The 18,485-nt window shown below is 70.2% G+C and carries 15 protein-coding genes; 10 read left to right on the top strand and 5 right to left on the bottom strand.

What is annotated here, in order from left to right:
• Positions 1 to 17 precede the first annotated feature (17 nt).
• Positions 18 to 1,856 (bottom strand): acyl-CoA dehydrogenase, encoded by a 1,839-nt coding sequence (locus GNT64_RS02855; RefSeq protein WP_156678143.1) that lies wholly within the window; start codon positions 1,854 to 1,856, stop codon positions 18 to 20.
• A 191-nt stretch (positions 1,857 to 2,047) separates the two neighbouring features.
• Here GNT64_RS02855 and GNT64_RS02850 point away from each other — a divergent pair, with 191 nt between their 5' ends.
• Positions 2,048 to 2,809 carry a GntR family transcriptional regulator gene (locus GNT64_RS02850; RefSeq protein WP_156678142.1) on the top strand — a complete coding sequence of 254 codons (762 nt, stop codon included), beginning with the start codon at positions 2,048 to 2,050 and terminating at the stop codon, positions 2,807 to 2,809.
• Positions 2,810 to 3,134: 325 nt separating this feature from the next.
• Here GNT64_RS02850 and GNT64_RS02845 read toward each other — a convergent pair whose 3' ends face one another.
• Positions 3,135 to 4,379 (bottom strand): MFS transporter, encoded by a 1,245-nt coding sequence (locus GNT64_RS02845; RefSeq protein ID WP_231639211.1) that lies wholly within the window; start codon positions 4,377 to 4,379, stop codon positions 3,135 to 3,137.
• A gap of 21 nt (positions 4,380 to 4,400) precedes the next feature.
• The gene (locus GNT64_RS02840; RefSeq protein ID WP_156678140.1) at positions 4,401 to 5,651 is read right to left on the bottom strand and encodes an arsenic transporter; all 1,251 of its coding nucleotides are present in this window, start codon (positions 5,649 to 5,651) and stop codon (positions 4,401 to 4,403) included.
• A 183-nt stretch (positions 5,652 to 5,834) separates the two neighbouring features.
• Here GNT64_RS02840 and GNT64_RS02835 point away from each other — a divergent pair, with 183 nt between their 5' ends.
• The 3 genes from GNT64_RS02835 to GNT64_RS02825 are packed head-to-tail and all read left to right on the top strand — an operon-like array spanning position 5,835 to position 8,681.
• Positions 5,835 to 7,745 (top strand): CocE/NonD family hydrolase, encoded by a 1,911-nt coding sequence (locus tag GNT64_RS02835; RefSeq protein ID WP_156678139.1) that lies wholly within the window; start codon positions 5,835 to 5,837, stop codon positions 7,743 to 7,745.
• Positions 7,742 to 8,209: an SRPBCC domain-containing protein gene (locus GNT64_RS02830; RefSeq protein ID WP_156678138.1), complete on the top strand. Its 468-nt coding sequence runs from the start codon at positions 7,742 to 7,744 to the stop codon at positions 8,207 to 8,209. Before GNT64_RS02835 ends, GNT64_RS02830 begins: the two co-directional genes overlap by 4 nt.
• Positions 8,210 to 8,246: 37 nt before the next feature.
• The gene (locus tag GNT64_RS02825) at positions 8,247 to 8,681 is read left to right on the top strand and encodes a YciI family protein (RefSeq protein WP_156678137.1); all 435 of its coding nucleotides are present in this window, start codon (positions 8,247 to 8,249) and stop codon (positions 8,679 to 8,681) included.
• Between the two features lie 30 nt (positions 8,682 to 8,711).
• Here GNT64_RS02825 and GNT64_RS02820 read toward each other — a convergent pair whose 3' ends face one another.
• Positions 8,712 to 10,310, bottom strand: coding sequence for a sodium/sugar symporter (locus tag GNT64_RS02820; protein ID WP_156678136.1), 1,599 nt, complete (start codon positions 10,308 to 10,310; stop codon positions 8,712 to 8,714).
• Positions 10,311 to 10,474: 164 nt separating this feature from the next.
• Here GNT64_RS02820 and GNT64_RS02815 point away from each other — a divergent pair, with 164 nt between their 5' ends.
• Positions 10,475 to 11,563 carry an SPL family radical SAM protein gene (locus GNT64_RS02815; RefSeq protein WP_156678135.1) on the top strand — a complete coding sequence of 363 codons (1,089 nt, stop codon included), beginning with the start codon at positions 10,475 to 10,477 and terminating at the stop codon, positions 11,561 to 11,563.
• Positions 11,564 to 11,582: 19 nt separating this feature from the next.
• Here the strand turns inward: GNT64_RS02815 and GNT64_RS02810 are convergent, their stop codons facing one another.
• Entirely contained in the window at positions 11,583 to 13,097 is a 1,515-nt protein-coding gene (locus GNT64_RS02810) for a tyrosine-protein kinase domain-containing protein (RefSeq protein WP_197277259.1), read from the bottom strand.
• Between the two features lie 338 nt (positions 13,098 to 13,435).
• Here GNT64_RS02810 and GNT64_RS02805 point away from each other — a divergent pair, with 338 nt between their 5' ends.
• The 5 genes from GNT64_RS02805 (at position 13,436) to GNT64_RS02785 (ending at position 18,351) form a co-directional block, all read left to right on the top strand.
• Positions 13,436 to 15,394 (top strand): polysaccharide biosynthesis tyrosine autokinase, encoded by a 1,959-nt coding sequence (locus GNT64_RS02805; RefSeq protein WP_156678133.1) that lies wholly within the window; start codon positions 13,436 to 13,438, stop codon positions 15,392 to 15,394.
• Positions 15,395 to 15,539: 145 nt separating this feature from the next.
• Positions 15,540 to 16,472, top strand: a complete 933-nt coding sequence (locus GNT64_RS02800) for a hypothetical protein (RefSeq protein WP_156678132.1) — start codon at positions 15,540 to 15,542, stop codon at positions 16,470 to 16,472.
• Positions 16,473 to 16,514: 42 nt separating this feature from the next.
• The gene (locus GNT64_RS02795; RefSeq protein WP_156678131.1) at positions 16,515 to 17,291 is read left to right on the top strand and encodes a metallophosphoesterase family protein; all 777 of its coding nucleotides are present in this window, start codon (positions 16,515 to 16,517) and stop codon (positions 17,289 to 17,291) included.
• Positions 17,288 to 17,965, top strand: a complete 678-nt coding sequence (locus tag GNT64_RS02790) for a hypothetical protein (protein ID WP_156678130.1) — start codon at positions 17,288 to 17,290, stop codon at positions 17,963 to 17,965. Before GNT64_RS02795 ends, GNT64_RS02790 begins: the two co-directional genes overlap by 4 nt.
• 77 nt (positions 17,966 to 18,042) lie before the next feature.
• Positions 18,043 to 18,351 carry a hypothetical protein gene (locus GNT64_RS02785; RefSeq protein WP_156678129.1) on the top strand — a complete coding sequence of 103 codons (309 nt, stop codon included), beginning with the start codon at positions 18,043 to 18,045 and terminating at the stop codon, positions 18,349 to 18,351.
• Positions 18,352 to 18,485: the final 134 nt, after the last annotated feature.

Here is an 18,485-nt window from a genome sequence, read left to right as displayed (position 1 = left end):
CAAACTGCCGGACCGGGTCAACCGGCCTCGCCCAGGAACTGGTGGATCTGCATTGCGGCGATCACATCCGTATCGAGGGCGATCGGGTGGAGCCATGCCGCCACGCGCGGCAATTCGAATTCGGCGAAGTAGCGGCCGGCCGCGATCTTGCCGTCCAGATAGCTGCGCTCGCCGCCGCTGTCCGCCGTCGCCAGCCGTCGCTCGGCCGCCGCCGCAACGTCCAGCCACAGCCAACCGATCACGGCATGTCCTAAGCCAAACAGGAACGGCGTGGCGTGAACGATCGCCGCGGCATCGTCGGCGATGTCGAGCAGGCGGCGCGTTGCCGAGTCTACCTGCGCCCATGCAGCCGCGACCGCCTCCGCCTGCGCGGCCAAGCGGGCCGAGCCTTTCGCCGTGGCGATCGTCGCCTCCACCCGCAAGCGCAGGGCATGCAGCGTCCGACCATCGTCGCCGCGGATCTTTCGGACCGCGAGATCGACCGCCTGGATGCCGGTCGTACCCTCATGAATCGGGTTCAGGCGATTGTCGCGATAGAGTTGCTCGACCTCATAGTCGCGCGTGTAACCGGCCCCGCCGTGGATCTGGATCGCCAGGTCGAGCGAACGCTGCGCGAACTCGCTGGGCCAGGTCTTCGTCACCGGCGTCAGCAGCGCCAGCAGCGCCCCGGCCTGCTCGGCCGCGTCGCCGGCGCCCGACGTCTCGTCATCGAGCAGGCGCGCCGAATAGAGGACCAGCGCCAGCGCCCCCTCGCAATAGGCCTTCTGCGCGAGCAGCATCCGCTTGACGTCGGCATGTTCGGCGATGGCGATCTGCGCGCCCGTGCGCTGGCCGGGGCGGCGGCCCTGCAGGCGGTTCCGCGCATAGTCAAGCGATAGCAGATAGCCGCGATAGGCCAGCATCGCGCCGCCCAGGCCAACGGAGATGCGCGCTTCGTTCATCATCTGGAACATCTGCGGCAGGCCCCTGCCCACCTCGCCGATCAGCCAGCCGATCGCCCCCGCGTCGCCGGCGGGCTGGCGGTGCCCCTCGCCGAAGTTCAGCGCGCAGTTCGGCAGGCCGCGATACCCCATCTTGTGGTTCAATCCGGCCACGACGACGTCGTTCTCGGCACCGTCCGGCAGGATCTTGGGGACGATGAACAGCGAGATACCGCGCGTCCCCTCGACCATGCGGCCATCCTCCCCGGGCACCTTGGCGAGCACCAGGTGGACGATGTTGTCGGTGATGTCGTGATCGCCGCCGGAGATCCACATCTTGTTCCCGAACAGCCGGAAGCGGCGTCCCAGATCGTCCTCGCCGTCCGGGCGGGCGATGGTGCGGATGTCCCCCAGCGACGAGCCGGCGCCCGGCTCCGACAGGCACATCGTTCCCAGTGCCTCGCCCGCTGCCTGCGGGCGGGCGAAGGCGTCCACCTGCTCGGGCGATCCGAAGGCGGCGATCAGCCGCGCATTGCCCACCGTCAGCAGCATGAACGAAGGTGTCGCGATCGCCCCGCTCATCAGCAGGCCCATGGTGGCGACATAGACCATGTTCGGCAGTTGCAGCCCGCCCAGATCATGATCGAAGACCGCACCGAAGATGCCCAGTTCGGCGATCCTGCGGACGCCGTCCGCCACCGCCGGCAGCACGATCACCCGACCATCCCGCTCGAAGCGCGGCTCGATGCTGTCGGAGTCGCGCAGGTGCGGCGCGATCTCGGTCTCGGCCAAGTCCTGCGCTACGGTCAGCATGGCGGCGACATCGTCGACGCTGTGTCCTTCGAAACGAGGATAGGCCAGCACGTCGTTCAGGCAGAGCCAGTCGAACAGCAGGAAGTCCAGATCGCGGCGATTGATGACGGCGGTTCGAGACAAGACCTATCCTTCGTTCGACAGAATGAACGGGTGCCGGCGATCCGGCGCGTCCGAAACGACGGACAATCACGGGAGTGGACGTTGCCGGACAGTCCGGAAATCACGTATTCTCTAATACGTGCATTCGCAAGGCGCACTTGCCGCAGCCCCGGCCCGACGCCGTGCCTGATCGATTGAACGCCGCACCCGACATGATAGGCAAGGCTGCCGGGTTGTGCTCTGGGGCGCGCATGAACCAATTCTCCTCCAGTCTGCCGATCTGGTATCAGCTGACGCAGATCCTCCGCACCGAAATTCTCAGTGGAACACGCCGGCACGGCGATCGGCTCGATCCCGAGGTACGGATGGCGCAATCCTATGGCATCAGCGTGGTGCCGGTACGACAGGCGCTGCGCGTGCTCGAACAGGAGGGCCTTGTCGCAAGGCGTCGCGGCAGCGGCACCTATGTCAGCCAGCCCGAGCATTTGTCCCGCGAGACGATGACTTCGCTGGAGGCGCTCTACTCGCGCGAGTTCTCGAAACCGGCGGAGATTTTTGAGCGGGGAGTGACGGACGTCCCGCCGCAGTTCGCGCGCTATTTCCCGGCCTCGGCGCAACTCGCCTTCGTTCGGCGGCTGGCGTTTCGCGACGAGCGGCCGTGGTCCTACGGCAAACTCTATTTCGCGGACGCACACCTCGATCGGCTGACCGCCGACCGTCTCGCGCGTTATCCCCTCTACCGCTTGCTCCAGGAGCAATATGGCATTTCCCTCGTCCGCTCGCACTTCGAGGTCAAGGCGATCGCCGTGGACGCCGAGGCGGCGTCGCTGCTCGCGCTCGAACCCTTTTCTCCTGCCTTGTCGCTGACCTCGATCGGCTTCGACAAGGACGGCACGGCAGTCGGCGCCTACGAGATGACGTTTCCCAGCGCTCCGATGGTCATCCAGTTCGAGACGTCGCACGATTCCGCCTGAGGGCCGGGCAGCGCCACCGTGGTGCCGCCGCCGTACAGCGTGGACGCCCAGAGCGCATCGTCGGGCCGACAAAAGTCCGCGCTGCGGCCGCCCGCATCACTGCACGGTGCCTCGCAGCGGCGCTGTACCCGATCGGCCGCCAGCGCGCGGCGTGCCTCGCGGCGGAAACAGGCTTGCAGCGCACTCCCGTCAGGCCGGAGTTCGGCGAAGCGCGGCATGCCGCTCGCGACGAGCGCACCGTCCTTCAGGACCGCTGCTAGCGACTCCGAAAACACAGGTAGGCGGGCTCGCGAAGATCGGGTGCGCCGCCGGCGGCCTTAAGGCGTCACGCCTTCGTCTCCGGCATGGCCGCCAGATAGAGGACGAAGCCGACGGCGGCGATCGCGGCCAGCGTGAGGAAGCTGACGCTGTACCCGGCCGCGACGATGATCGATCCGGCCAGCGTCGCCGACAGTGCCGCCCCCAGCCCCTGCGCCGTCGCGACCGCGCCCTGGCTCACGTTGAAGCGGCCCGAGCCCTTCGTCAGATCGGCGATGACGACGGGAAACAGCGCGCCGAATATGCCGGCGCCCACCCCGTCCATCGCTTGCACGCCGACCAGCCACCACGGATCGTTCGAGACGGTGTAGAGCGCGCCGCGCGCCGCCAGGAAGCCGAAGGCGACGAGGAAGATCGGCTTCGTGCCCCAGCGCTCCGCATTGCGGCCGACGACGATGGCGACCGGCACCATCACGAGCTGCGCCGCGACGATGCAGGCGGCCGTCAGCGAGGTCGCCTGATCCTTGCCCACCGTCTTGGCCAGCAGCTGCCCGACCGACGTCAGCATCGCGGCGTTGGCGAGGTGGAAGGTGAAGGCGATCGCCGCGAACAGCATCAGCGGCCTGTTCTCGATCAGGCAGCGCCACGCGCTCGGCTGCTCGCAATCCTCCTCCGGCTCGCAGTCCAGGCCGCGGGCGACCGCATTGTCGATGTCGTCGTTCCTGATCCGCATCGCCGCGCCGATGCTGGCTACGGTTAGCCCGCCCATCAGCCAGAACACCACGACCGGGCCGAACTTCCAGGCGAGCACGCCGGCGAGCGCGGCCGATACCGCGTTGCCGGCATGGTTGAACGCCTCGTTGCGGCCCACCCGCTTGGCGAACAGCTTCGGCCCGACGAGGCCGAGCGTGACGGCCGATATAGCGGGCGCGAACACCGCGCCCGCCATCGCCGCGATCGACTGCGTGATCGTCACCATCGCGTAGCCGGAGACGATTGGCAGCGACAGGCTGCTGAGCGTCACCAGCAGCGCCGCCACCATGATGATCCGCGGCTTGTTCTTCGCGCGATCGATCAGCACGCCGGCCGGCGTCTGCGCCAGCAGCCCGACGATGCCGGCGATCGTCAGCACCACGCCGACGGTCGCCTCGTTCCAGCCGTGCGCGGGGCCGCGCACGGCGATCAGGTAGATCGCCAGATACGGCCCCAGCCCGTCCCGCACGTCGGCCAGGAAGAAGTTGAGCGCGTCTAGCGTGCGCGTGGGCACGTGCCTGCCCGTGGCGTCGGCGGTGGCGGCGGTGTCGGTCGTCATCATGATCCCCTGTGATTGTCCTCAGCCGAGCATCAGGCGGGCGCCGATCGCCGCGATCAGCGCCGGGACCATCGTCACCGTTCCGATCTTCAGGAACTGCCAGAAGCCGACATCCTCGCCCTCGCGCCGGATCGCCTGCAGCCACAGGATCGTGGCGAGCGATCCGGTGATCGACAGATTGGGGCCGAGATCGAGGCCGATCAGCAGCGCATCGGTCACGATCCGCGCCGGCTCCGCCTGCGCTACCGCGATGCTGGCGAGCAGGCCGGCCGGCAGGTTGTTCATCGCGTTGCAGACGAACGCCAGCGCCGTGCCGGCCAGCGCCGCGCCGCGCACCGGATCGGCCGAGGCGTGCCGCAGCAGATCGGCGACGTAAGCTGTGACGCCGGTCTGCGTCAGCGCCTCGACCAGCACGAACAGGCCCGCCACGAGCGGCAGCACGCTCCACGAGACGGAGCGGAACGGGACCAGCGGCGATCGCCGCGCGATGCCGCACACGCCAAGGGTGGTGATCGTGCCGGCCAGCGCGGCGGGCAGCCCCAGCGCGGTATCGAAGGCGGAGGCGAGGAGGAGCAGCGCCGCCGTGCCGACGATGCCGGCCAGCGCCGCCTTGCCGCCCGCCGAAAGCTTGTCCCGCGCGATATCGGCGGCGCAGGTGCCGGCGATGCGGGCGCGTTCAACCCAGCGCAGCATCACGAACGTCACCCCGATCGCCGCTATGGAGGGCAGCGCGAACGATGCGAGCCATCGCCCGAGCGGCGGCATCGTGCCGCCGTAGAGGACGATGTTGGCCGGGTTCGAGATCGGCAGCACGAAGCTGGCCGCGTTGGCGATCAGCGCGCAGGCGAACAGCAGCGGCAGCGGCTCCGCCTTGGCCTTGCGCGCGGCGGCGTAGACGGCCGGCGTCAGCACCACGGCGGTGGCATCGTTCGACAGGAAGGTGGTGGTGACGATCCCGGCCGCGTAGATCAGCACGAACAGGCGCGGCGAGGATCCGCGCGCGTGGATCGCCGCCGTCGCCGCGATCCAGTCGAACAGGCCATGTTCCCGCGCCGTCTCGCTCAGCAGCATCATGCCGATGAGAAAAAGGTAGACGTCCAGCCCCCGGCCCACTGCGCCCAGCGCCGCGGCCGGCGCGACGAGCCCGGCCAGCACCAGGATGGCCGCCCCCGCCATGGCCCAGATCGCCTCCGGCCAGCGGAAGGGGCGCACGACGACGCCCGCGATAGCGACGGCGCAGATGGTCCAGATGGCGACCGAGGGCAGGATCAACAGGCGGCTCCATCCGGATTCCGCCAGACCTCGGTGGAATACCCTCGAACGCCCTCGCCCTTAGCCGCCCAAGCCAAATGGAATCTGAACCGGATGCGTCCGACACGTCTTTCGCCGCCGGTCGCCTTGCCGCATGTTGATGCCACGCGGCCCGGCGGGGCCGCAAAGCCGAGGGGGAAGAACATGGGCGGACTTGGCGCCTTGACGGCGATCCTGCTGGCCGGCGCCCTGCCCGCCGCCGCTGCCGCCGCTCCGCCGGTGGGCGAGCCTTCCGCCCCGGTCGGCGCGCTGTTCACATATCGCGAGGTGATGGTGCCGATGCGTGATGGCGCGCGGTTGCAGACCGTGATCATGACGCCGACGAACGCCACCGGGCCGCTGCCGATCCTGCTTACCCGCACGCCCTACGGCGTGCCGGACAAGGCGCCCGCCGAAATCCCGCCCTCCCGCGCGGCGCTGGCGGCGGACGGCTATATCTTCGTCTACCAGAACATCCGCGGCCGCTTCAAATCGGAGGGCGTGTTCAGCCTCACCGACGATTTCAAGGTGACGCCCGGCAAGGGCACGATCGAGACGCACGACGGCTGGGACACGATCGACTGGCTGGTGAAGAACGTGCCGGGCAACAACGGCCGCGTCGGCATCTTCGGCGTCTCGTACAGCGGCTACACCTCGGCGGCGACCCTGCTCGATCCGCATCCGGCGCTTAAGGCGGTGAGCGAGCAGGCCTCGCCCGCCGACGACTGGATGAACGACGACGGCCACCGCTACGGCGCGCTGCGGCTGAGCTACGTGTTCGAATATGGCGTGCTGGAAGAAGCCGACAAGACCGCCAACACCCGCTTCGGCTTCGACCGCTGGGACACGTATGACTGGTATCTCGCGGCCGGGCCGCTCTCGGCGTTCAACGACAAATATCTGCACGGCAGGATCGGCAGCTGGAACGACGCGGTGGCCCATCCCGACTATGACGATTTCTGGCAGGGCCAGGCCTGGTACAAGGCGATCGACCGGGCGCGCGTGCCGACCCTCAACGTCGCCGGCTTCTGGGATCAGGAGGATCCGTGGGGGCCGTGGCAGATCCACCGGCGGGCGGCGACGTCCGATCCCGACGGCATCAACCTGATGGTGGCGGGGCCGTGGAACCACGGCGCGTGGCGGCGCGACGCATCGAAGCTGGGGCCGATGGCGCTGGGGCAGGATACCGGCCAGAGCTTCCGCCGCGAGATCGAGGCGCCGTTCTTCGCCTACTGGCTGCACGGCAAGGGGCAGAAGCCGGACTATGCCGCCCGGATGTTCGAGACCGGATCGAACACATGGCGCACGTACAAGTCCTGGCCGCCGGCCTCCACTCCGACCAGATTGTACCTGCACGCGGACGGCAGCCTCAGCTTCACCGCGCCAGCCCCAGGCGAGCCGGCCTATCGCGAATATGTCAGCGACCCCGCCAATCCGGTGCCGTACCGGCAGCGCCCGGTCTCGCCCACCTACCCCGGCGGCGAGTGGCCGGACTGGGAGTCGGCCGACCAGCGTTTCGTCGACCACCGGCCCGACGTGCTGACCTTCACCAGCGCGCCGCTGGAGGCGGATCTGACGATCGCGGGGGCGGTGAGCGCGGAACTGTTCGCCTCCACCTCGGGCACGGACAGCGACTTCGTGGTCAAGCTGATCGACGTCTTTCCCGAACAGCCGCAGGTGACGCGCGCGGAAGATCCGCTGGCCGAAGGGCCGAAGCCCGGCGAATATGCGAGAAGCCCGAACGGCTACCAGCTGCCGATCGCGATGGAGGTGCGGCGCGGGCGCTTCCTCCGGAGCTTCGAGCGGCCGACGCCGCTGCCCCGCGACAAGGCCGTCAAGTGGCAGGTGCCGCTGCGCGACCGCGATCACGTGTTCCGCGCCGGGCACCGCATCATGGTGCAGGTGCAGTCCAGCTGGTTTCCCGTGATCGATCGCAATCCGCAGACGTTCGTGCCGAGCATTCCGAAAGCGACGGCGGCCGACTATGTATCGGCGCGACAGCGGGTGTACACATCCGCCAGCCTGCCCTCGTTCATCGTCCTGCCGCTAGTGCTCCGTCGAGGAGAGATCATGTGACCGACGCCTCCGATCCCGCCCGCGAACTCAGCGTCGCGCGCCACATCGCCGCCCCCGTCGAGGATGTCTGGCGGACGATGATCGATCGCTTCGAAGCGTGGTTCTGCCCCCGCCCGTGGCGGGCGGAGGCGCGCGACATCGATTGGCGCCCCGGCGGCCGCAGCCTGGTGGTGATGCACGGGCCGGACGGCGAGGAGATGCCGAACGAGGGCGTGATCCTGGACTATCAGCCGAACCGCCGCTTCGTGTTCACCGATGCCTTCAAGGGCGATTGGCATCCGAGCGGCCCGTTCATCGTGGGCGTGTTCGAGATCGCGCCGGCGGGTGACGGCACCCGCTTCACCGCCACCGCGCGCCACTGGACCGACGAGGCGCTGGAGCAGCACCGCGCGATGGGCTTCGAACAGGGCTGGGGCGCGATGGCCGACCAGTTGAAGACGCTTGCCGAGGGCGGCACGCTGTAATCGCCGGTACGACCCGTTAGATTGTGGGAGACGGACCATGCGCGTGATGGTGTTCATGAAGGCCACAGAGGACAGCGAGCGGGGCATGGACCCCACGCCCGAGACGATGGCGGCGTTCGCGGCGATGGACGCCTTCACCGAGGAACTGGTCGCGGCCGGCGTGTTCGTGGCCGCCGCCGGCCTGAAGCCCAGCGCCGAGGGCCGGCGCATCGCCTTCGACGGCGCCGCCCGCACCGTCGTCGAGGGGCCGTTCGCCGATCCGGGCACGCTGGTCGCCGGCTTCTCGATCTGGGAAGTCCGCGACATGGACGAGGCGGTCGCCTGGGCCAGCCGCTGCCCCAACCCCATGCCCGGCCCGAGCGAGATCGAGATCCGGCCCTTCTTCGAGGCCGCCGACCTCGCCGGCTTCGTCACGCCCGACGACCTCTCGACGCCCCGCGCGGGCGAACGCGGGAAACTCGGGCTGGCGTGAGATCGACCGGGCGGGCGGGCGTAATCCCGCTCACCACCACGTCGCGTACAGCGCCGCCAGGATCGCCACCACGCCCACGGCGGCGGCGTTGAAGCTGAACGACGTCGCATAGACCACGTCGCCGGTGACGACGCGGTTGACCTCCCGCGCCTGCGGACGCAGCAGCGAGACGATGGCGGCGAGCAGGGCCGCCGCCCCGAACACGATCGCCATCCGGTCCATGAACGGGATCGCCGGCGCCGCCGTCTTCAACCCCAGCGACAGCACGAACGAGGCGATCGCCGCCGTCAGCGCGCCGGCCTCTGTCGCGCGCTTCCAGAACAGGCCCATCAGGAAGATCACGGTGATGCCGGGGGTGAAGAAGCCGGTATATTCCTGGATGTACTGGAACGCCTGGTCCGATTGGCCGAGCAGCGGGCGCGCCGTGAGCATCGCCAGCACGATCGCCACCGCCGCGGCGATGCGGCCGACCAGCACCAGTTGCCGCTCGATCGCGCGCCGGCCGGGCGCATCGTCCTCCGCCGCCGTCCTCGCGCCGCGGCGCTTGGCGTAGAGATCGAGCGTGAAGATCGTGGCGATCGAGTTGATCTTGGACGCGGTGGACGCGACGATCGCCGCGATAAGCGCCGCGAAGACGAGGCCCAGCAGACCCGGCGGCAGCAGCCGCATCATGGTCGGAAAGGCCTGGTCCGGCTTGGCGAGATCGGGCGCCAGCACCACGGCGGCGATGCCGGGCAGGACGATGACGAACGGCATCAGTATCTTCAGGAAGGCGGCGAGCACGATGCCCTTCTGCGCCTCGCCCAGATCCCTGGCGGCCAGAGCGCGCTGGATGATATACTGGTTGAAGCCCCAGTAGCTGAGATTGGCGATCCACATGCCGCCGATCAGCACCGATATGCCGGGCAGATCCTTGTAGAACGGATTGTCGGCGGAGAGGATCATGTCGAAATGGCCGGGCACCGCCTGCTGCAGCCGGGCGAAGCCGCCGAGGATGCCCGCCGCCCCGCCGATCCGCGACAGGGTGATGGCGGACACGCAGAGGCCGCCGAACACCAGCAGCGTCACCTGCACGATGTCGGTCATCGCCACCGCCTTCAGGCCGCCGCGTATCTGATAGAGTAGCGCGAACAGGCCGAGCCCGATCAGCGCGACATCCTGATCGATGCCCGCCACCTGATTGACCGCGATCGAGCCGAGCCAGATGATCGAGGTGAGGTTCACGAACACGTAGAGGCCGAGCCAGAACACCGCCATCAGCGTGCGCAGGCGCGGGCCGAAGCGTTGTTCCAGGAATTGCGGCATCGTGTAGATGCCGTTGCGCAGGAAGATGGGCAGGAACCACTTGCCGACGATCAGCAGGGTCAGCGCCGCCATCCACTCGTAGGAGGATATCGCCAGCCCGATCGCATAGCCCGATCCCGCCATGCCGACGATCTGCTCGGCCGAGATGTTCGCCGCGATCAGCGACGCGCCGATCGCCCACCACGGCAGCGATTTCGACGCGAGGAAATAGTCCGCGCTGTCCTTCTGGTGCCCGGCGCGATCGCGGCTGACATATTGGGCCAGCGCGAATATGCCGATCGCATAGGCGATCACCACCGCCAGATCGATCGTCGACAGGGTCATCCCGCTTCTCCCCCCATTTGAGCCTCTGGTACGCGGCGGCGGCGTTCGATCATAGGATAATGCTCGTCCGTCCGGCATCGCGAGGAAGGTCCGGGCGGATCGATCCGCTCGCGGCGGTAGGCCGCTTCGCCTGAACAAGCGCCTGCCCCGCTCGTTCGGGTCGGGTGATCGCCGAGCAAGAGACCGAACCTCGCCCGCCCGCCGGATGGCGGCCTCGTCGCCTGCTCGCCACGCGTTCGGCGCTGGGGCACGCCCACGGCCGCCGCGTGCTGGAGCGGGCGTCCGCGCTGGGCGTCGACATCGTCGAGCTGCCCGGAGACCGCCTGAACCTCGACCTGCCCGACGATCCGCGCCGCGCCTATGTCGAGGCCAAGGCGACGCTGGCGCTGGTCGTCGCGCCGCCATCGAAGCGCCGGCTCCAGCCGATCGCGCCGAGTGCCGACTGGCGCGTCGATCTTGCCGAGGGCTGCCCGGCGCATTGCAGCTACTGCTACCTCGCCGGCTCCCTGAAAGGCCCGCCGATCACGCGCGTCTACGCCAATCTGGACGAGATACTGGACGGGCTGCCCGCCTATCTCGGCCAGGGCACGATCACCACGCGCAGCGCGGCGCGGGCGCACGAGGGCACCACGTTCGAGGCATCGTGCTACACCGACCCGCTGGCGCTGGAACCGCTGACCGGATCGCTCTCCGCCGCCATCGCCTGGTTCGGGCGGTGGCAGGCGGAGGCGCAGCTGCGCTTCACCAGCAAGTTCGCGGACGTGGCGCCGCTGCTCGCGATCGATCATCAGGGCCGCACGCGGATGCGCGCCTCGCTCAATCCGCGCGCCTTCGCCCGGTTCGAGGGCGGCACCGCGCCGGTGGCGGAGCGGATCGGCGCGCTGCGGCGCATGGCCGCGGCGGGCTATCCGATCGGGCTGACGATCGCGCCGATCATCGCCGCAGACGGCTGGGAGCAGGCCTATGGCACGCTGATCGACGACGTCGCCGCCGCACTCGCCGCCATGCCCGGCCTCGATCTGACGGTGGAGCTCATCACCCACCGCTTCAACAGCGGATCGAAGGCGGTGCTGGACAGCTGGTATCCCGGCTCCGCGCTCGACATGACGACCCGCAACCGCGTGACCAAGCGCACCAAGTTCGGCAGCGAGAAGCAGGTCTACGATGCCGCGACGATGCGCTTGCTTCGCACCTTCCTCGAACGCCGCATCGCCGATGCCCTGCCGGCCGCACGGATCCTCTACTGGACGTGACGGCGCCGGCCGTGGCGCCTCAGCTGTAATACTTCGAATATTGCTCGTAGTAGAAGGTCGGGTCGCCGTGGCCGAACTTCGTCTGCCGGGCGAGATCGACCTGGGCCAGCACCACGCCGGCGATGCGCACATGCTCGCTTGGCAGCAGCTTCGCGGCGGCCATGATCGCGTGGTCCGCCGTCGCCCGCCAGCGCACGACCAGCACCGTCACGTCGGCCATCGTCGCGATGGCGCGGGTGGCGGAGATGGCGAGGATCGGCGCGGTATCGATCAGCACGCGCTTGAACCGGCGCCGCAGATCCTCCAGCAGCGCCACCATCCCCTGCCCCGCCAGCAGCTCCGATATCTCCTCCGCCGGGCCGGTGAGCGGCAGGATCCAGGCGCCGCTCGCCTCGTCGCGCACCAGCGCCTCGTCCAGGGTCGCCTCGTAGCGCAGCACCTCGACCAGGCCCGGCCGACTGGCGGAGAGGCCGAACAGGGCGGTCGTGTCGCGCCGCCGCGCGTCGCAGTCGATCAGCACCACGCTCTCCCCGCCCAGCGCGATCGATCGGGCGAGGCAGGCGGAGACGGTCGTCTTGCCCTCGTTCGGCAGAGCGGAGCTGATCGCGATCAGCTGCGTGCCGCGTCCGCCGGCATGGCGGATGGCCATCATCACGCCGCGAAACGCCTCGGCGAAGCCGGACGATTGCGCGCTCACCATCGCCTCCAGCGGCGACGCCGCCTGCGGCAGCACGCTCTTCAGCGTCGGCACGCTGCCCAGGTGGGAGAGGCCCAGCCGCTCGCCGATGTCGCGCCCGCTGGTGATGCCGGCGAAGCGCCGCTCCGCCAGCAGGGCCGCGACGATGCCGAGCAGCAGGCCCGCCAGCGCGCCCAGCGCGACGGCGCGCAGCGGCCGGGGCGAGGAAGGCAGCAACGGCGGCTCCGCGCCCGAGATGATCCGCGCGAACGGCCGATCGAGCGGCGAGGCGGTGCCCTCCATGCCGGCCAGCCGGCCGGCCACATACTGCCGCGCATATTCGTTGGCGATGCGGGCCGCGACGGCCGGGTCGCGCGCCGTATAGGCGATCGTCAGCGCATAGGTGTCCGCCATGCGCGAAACCGCCAGCCCGGCGATCAGGCGGTCGACCACCTGCCGCTCGCCGTCCGCCGCCGCGCCGCCGATCAGCCGCGCCACCGGCCCGCGCGCATCGAGCGCGGCAGCGTCCGGCCGCACGCCGCGCGCCACCGCCACGGCCATCTCGCGGGATCGCAGGATCAGCATCTCGTCGCCGGCGCCGTCGCCCGCCGGCCCGCGCCCGCCGCCGCTCGCATCGAGCAGCACCTCGGCCGATGCGGTGTAGAGCGACGGCTGGAGCAGGCTGGCCGCCAGTGCCACCGCGATCGCCGTACCGAGCACCGCCAGGAAGATGCCGATGCGCCGTCGCACCGCGCTGAGGATCATCTCCGGCCCGAAGCGCCCGGCCGCACGGCTCAGGCGCACCTCGTGCGGCGCGAGGGGGATGAGCCGGCTGACCGGCGGAGTCTCGTCGCGCACGTCCCTGTTCGTCCCGTTCCGTCCCGTGCCGCCGGTGCCGGCCGCGCCGCCCCTCTTTACGCGCGCCCTGTTGCGCCGCAACCATGCGGCCGACATGCCGCTTATGTCCCGGCTGGCGACAAGTTGTTGTTTACACGGAACGACCTTTTTCGACAGACTTGGTAAACGGGCTGAAAACCATTAGGTAGAGCCTGGCCAGTCATTTTTGTGAAAGCGTTCAGGTGATCGTCGAGCAGGCCGAAGCTCCAGACACTGAGGACAGGCCAGACACTGGGCACAGGAACGCGGCTGTCGATAACCGGGCCGCCGCGCGGGCGGCCGATGCCTCGTTCGATCCGATGGACGATTTGCCGCCGGCACGCACCGGACGGATCGCGCCGATCGTGGCCGCGATCCGCCACCACCGCCGCTGGGTGATCGGCACGGTGCTGCTGGTGCTCGCCGCCACCGCGATCGCCTACGCCCTCGTGCCGCGCCGCTTCACCGCCCGCGCCGACCTGTGGCTGGATCACGGGTTCGAGCGGCTGGGCGCGGCCGGCACCATCGCCGCCTCGAACAGCCCGCTGGCGCGCAACACCGAACTGCGCCTGCTCGGCTCGCGCGATCTCGCCGCCGCGGTGGTCGATCGCATGGGCCTCGCGAACGTGCGCGGCATCGGCCAGCCGCAGGCGGGGCCGCCGGTGGCCGCGGCGGACGCCCGGCGCGCCGCGATCGATACGATCGCGGATACGCTCGCCATCGAGACCAACGGCAACTCCTATGCGGTCGCCGTCCGCTTCGCCGCGCCCGATCCGGTGCTCGCAACCGGCATCCTCAACCATCTGGTCGACAGCTACGTCGCCGATCGACGCACCGGCGGCGCACTCGGGCGCAGGCGGAACGCGCTGCAGGCGCAGGTGGCCGCCGCGCGGGAGGCGGCGATCGGGCGGGTGGCGGCGGTGCGTGGTTACGACGAGGCGATCGGCCTCGCCCGCAGCCCGGCGGAGCGCGCCGCGATCCGCACCGAACTCGCCTCGCTGGACGGCGCGATCCGCGAGGCGGCGGGCGAGGAGACGACGGCGGAGGCGCGGCTGAAGGCGGCGCAGGGCGGCGGGACGGAGCGGATCACCTCCCCCCGCATCCGCGATCTGCGCGCCCGCTCGGCGGATGCGGGCTGGTTCGGTGGCGGCGACGTCCAGCGCGATCTGGCGACCGAGATCCGCCGCGTGACCCGCCTGGCCGATGCGGCGGACGCGGCGCGCGGCCGCGCCAACCTGCTGCGCTCCGCCCGCGCCCGCGCCGCTGGGGAACTGAAAGCGGCGGACGATGCCACGGCGCTGAAGAAGCGGCTGGACGATCAGGCGGCGACGGCGCGGCTGCGCTACACGGATCTCGCCACCCGCTACCAGGCGCTGGTCGCGCAGGCCCGGCGCGATCCGGGCACGGCCTATGTGATCTCGCGCGCCACGGTGCCGGGCGCGCGGCGGGTGCCGGATCCGCTTCTGTTCGCGCTTGGCGGGCTGGCGGCGGCGCTGCTGGCGGCGCTGGCGGTGGTGCTGGTGCGCGAGCTTGCCACCAGGGGCTTCCGCTCCCGCCAGCAGATGGAGCGGCAGATCGGCCGGCCGGTGATCGGCATGGTGCCCGATCTGGCACGCGTGGCGGACGCCGATTTCCCGGCGGACGATCCGATGGGGCCGCCCGACTATCTCTACAATCATCGGCGCTCGCCGTTCGCCGCAGCCTTCCGCACGATCCACACCGGCCTCCGGCTCGGCGTCTCCGGCCGCAGCCTGCGCTCGGTGGCGATCTGCTCCGCCTTGGCCGAGGAGGGCAAGACGACCGTCGCTCTGTGCCTCGCCCGTTCCGCCGCGCTCGCCGGGCTGCGCGTGGTGCTGGTCGATTGCGACGGCCGCCGCCCCGCCGCCAGCCGCGCGCTGAGCCCCTATGTCAAGACCGGCCTGGCGCAGGTGCTGGAGGATGGCGTCGACTATCGCGACGCGCTGCAGGTGGACGTACCCTCCGGCGCGTGGTTCCTCGCCCAGGCCAATGAGCGCCCGGTGATCCATGGCGCGGTGGCCACGCCGCAGATGGAGGCGCTGGTCCGCCAGCTGGAGCGCGTCTACGATCTGGTGCTGCTGGATACCGCGCCCACGCTCGCTCTCTCCGAGGCGCGGGAGCTTGCGGCGATGGCGGACGGCGTGCTGCTGGTGGCGCGCGCGCGGCGAACCCCGGCGGACGCGACGCGGATGGCCAAGGACATGCTGGAGCAGGCCGGCGCCAAGGTGGTGGCGACGGCGCTGACGATGGTCGCCTCCTGACGCCCGAGCCGGGCGGCGCGAAACGCACCGCTCGCGCGTCCCTATACGGGACGATGGAACGTATCGCTTACGGAACGTCAGGCGCGGGCCGTGGTTGATGGTTGAGGCCGGAGGTACACGGCCGGAGAGATGTGTGGAACTTCAGATGAGCAGACGTTCGGTCGATCGCTTCCTCGCTTTGGCCATCGTCGTCCTGCCCGTCGGCGCGCATGCGGCGCAGCCCGCTTCCGGCGATCCGCCCAAGCCGGCCGAGGACGTCGCGATCGCCACCGGCACCCCGTCCAACGCCAACGGCACCGCGTCCGCCGTCACCGTCGCCGATGCGATGGTCCGCACCGACGATCGCCTCGCCACCTATACGGGCGGCTCCACCTTCGGCGTCTCGCTCGGCACGTCGGTGGCGGGCGGCAATTTCGGCACCGGCCAGCGCTCCACTCTGTGGTCCACGGCCGTGGGCGCACGCTACGCGATCGGATCGCTGCGCCTCACGGCGTCCCTGCCCTACCTGCACATCCGCGGGCGCGGATCGATCTTCAGCGGCATCGACGGCACGCCGCTGATCGTGAGCGGCGGCACGCCCGGCCGCAAGGTGACGAACAAGGGCGTGGGCGACCTGACGCTCGGTGCCGCCTACACCCTGCCGACCGGCGAGGGGAAGCCGGAGATCGAGTTCTCCGGCCGCGTCAAGATCCCGACCGCGGAGGAGTCGCGGCGGATCTCCAGCGGCAAGACGGATTATTCGGCGGGCCTTCAGGTGACGCAGCCGATCGGCCGCTTCGCGCCGTTCGCCTCCGTCACCTACCGCGTGTTCGGCGATCCGGCGGCGATCAACCTGCGCAACGGCTTCGCCGCCTCGACCGGCACCTCCTTCAGCCTCGGCGAGCGGGCGATCGGCCTCGTCTCCTATCATTATGCCCGCGCCGCGACGCGGCTGGTGCGCGACTCGCACGAGCTTTTCGCCGGCGCGTCGACCAAGCTGCCCGGCAGCGAGGTGCGGGCGACGGTGTTCGGCACCGGCGGCCTCTCCAAGGGCGCGGCGGCGGCCTCGGGCGGCGTGAGCCTGGCGCTAGAATTCTGACGACGGCCGACGATCGCGACTGTAAAGCGTCGAAGTAACAACATGATAACAGTATCCCTCTCCCGGTTCGATCCCATCGTGGCGCCGCCCTGCGTGCCGGCGGGAGAGCGGATCTACGCCATCGGCGACATCCACGGCCGGATCGACCTGTTCCAGGCGCTGCTCGATCAGATCCGCCGCGACAACGAGGCGCGCGATCCGGCGACGGTGCGGCTGATCCTGCTGGGCGACATCATCGATCGCGGCCCCGCCTCGGCCGAGCTGGTCGCGCGGTGCCGGGCGCTGTCCGAACGATCGGACCGCTTCGTGGTGCTGAAAGGCAATCACGAGGCGATGATGGTCGACGCGCTCGGCGGCAACCTGCACGCGCTCGCCTTGTGGCTGCGCAACGGCGGCGATGCGGCGCTCGCCAGCTGGGGCGTCGATGCCGCGCTGATCGCGGAAGGCCCGCCGCACAAATGCATCGCCGACGCGCGCGCGCATGTACCGGCGGCCACGATCGCATGGCTGCGCGCGCTGCCGACGACCCTGCGGATCGGCGACTATCTGTTCGTCCATGCCGGCATCCGCCCGGGCGTGCCGCTGGCCGACCAGACCGAGCCGGACCTGCTGTGGATCCGCCGCGAGTTCCTGGACAGCGGCGCGGATCACGGCCTTGTCGTCGTCCACGGTCACTCGATCAGCGCGCGCGGGCCGGAGCTGCGGGCCAACCGCATCGGCATCGATACCGGCGCCTACCGCACCGGATCGCTGACCGCGCTGATGCTGGAAGGGAGCGATCGCCTGCTGCTCTCCACCGGGCCAGGCGAGGCGGCATGATCGAGGCCGGGCCGATCGAGCGGGACGTCGGCGCGATCCTGGGGTTCGATCCGACGCTGCTGCCGCTGCCCGATACGGCAGCGAAGAGCAGGCGGCCGGTGGCGCGCGCCGGTGCGGCGGCGGCGGCGCTGCTGGTCCTCGCCACGTCGGGCCTCGCGCTGATGCTGGCGCGCCCCGCCGCCGGGCCGCCCGCCGGCGACGTGCGCGCGAGCATCCCGCCGAGCCCCCGCCCGGCCCCGCCGCCGCGCGTGGCCGATCGCGCGACGCGGGTGCCGGTCAGCCCGGCGAAGCCTGCGGAGACCGCCTACTACGCCTCCGTCGCCGAAGCCGATCGCCCGCGCACAGCGCCCGAGCGCACGCGTCGCGCCGATCCGCCACGCCGGGCTTCAGTGTCGGTCGCGACTGCGTCCAGCGTTCGCCGTCCGATCGCAGAGGCACTGCCGAAGGCGGATCGCGTAGCCCCCGCCCCGCCCGCGAGCCTGCCGGCCGCCGAGCCCGCCGCGTCCGACACGACGGCGCTGGCCAGCGCCGACACCGGCGTGCGGACGCCGATCGTCGTCTCCGCCACAGCCGCGCCGGCGGCTCCCGACATCGCCGCCGCCGAGCAGGAGGAGCGCAAGGCCGCCGAGCGCAAGCGCAGCCTGGATGCGATGCGGCTGCTGCGGCGCCAGTAAGCCGGACAATCTGTGAGCCGGACAATCTGTCAGCCGGACAATCTGTGAACATCGTCACAGCGCAAGGCGGCGGAAGCGTGAAGATGGGCGCCGAGCCAAGGGGAACGACGATGAAGCAGGTGCCGGCGACAGATCAGGGCGGACAAATCCGGGATCGCCATGACGGGCCGGGCTGGCTGGCGGCCAGCGGCCTCGCCTGCCTGATCGGGCGGCACTGGCCGGCGGCAGCGCTCGTCGCCGGGGGAGCCGGTCATCGCGTCAGCATCTGCGCCGATTGCGGCAGGCCGATGGTGCGATCGGCCGACAATGGGTGGATCGCGCAGCCCTTCCCCGCCTGGAGCGAACCCCGCCCACGCATCGCGGATGTATCGCTGCGCCGATCCTGATCCACTCCGCCCGCGAGAAAGAGATTGCCGCGACTGCGAATCATGCGCAACAAGGCGTCGCGCAGTCGTTCGGTTCGACTGGCGGGAGGATCCCATGAAGCCAGCCACGGCAGAACGCGGTAAGCAGGCCATCA

Origin of the sequence: Sphingomonas profundi, from assembly GCF_009739515.1 — a bacterium.
GTDB lineage: Bacteria > Pseudomonadota > Alphaproteobacteria > Sphingomonadales > Sphingomonadaceae > Alterirhizorhabdus > Alterirhizorhabdus profundi.
This window is presented reverse-complemented; position numbering and strand designations above follow the sequence as displayed.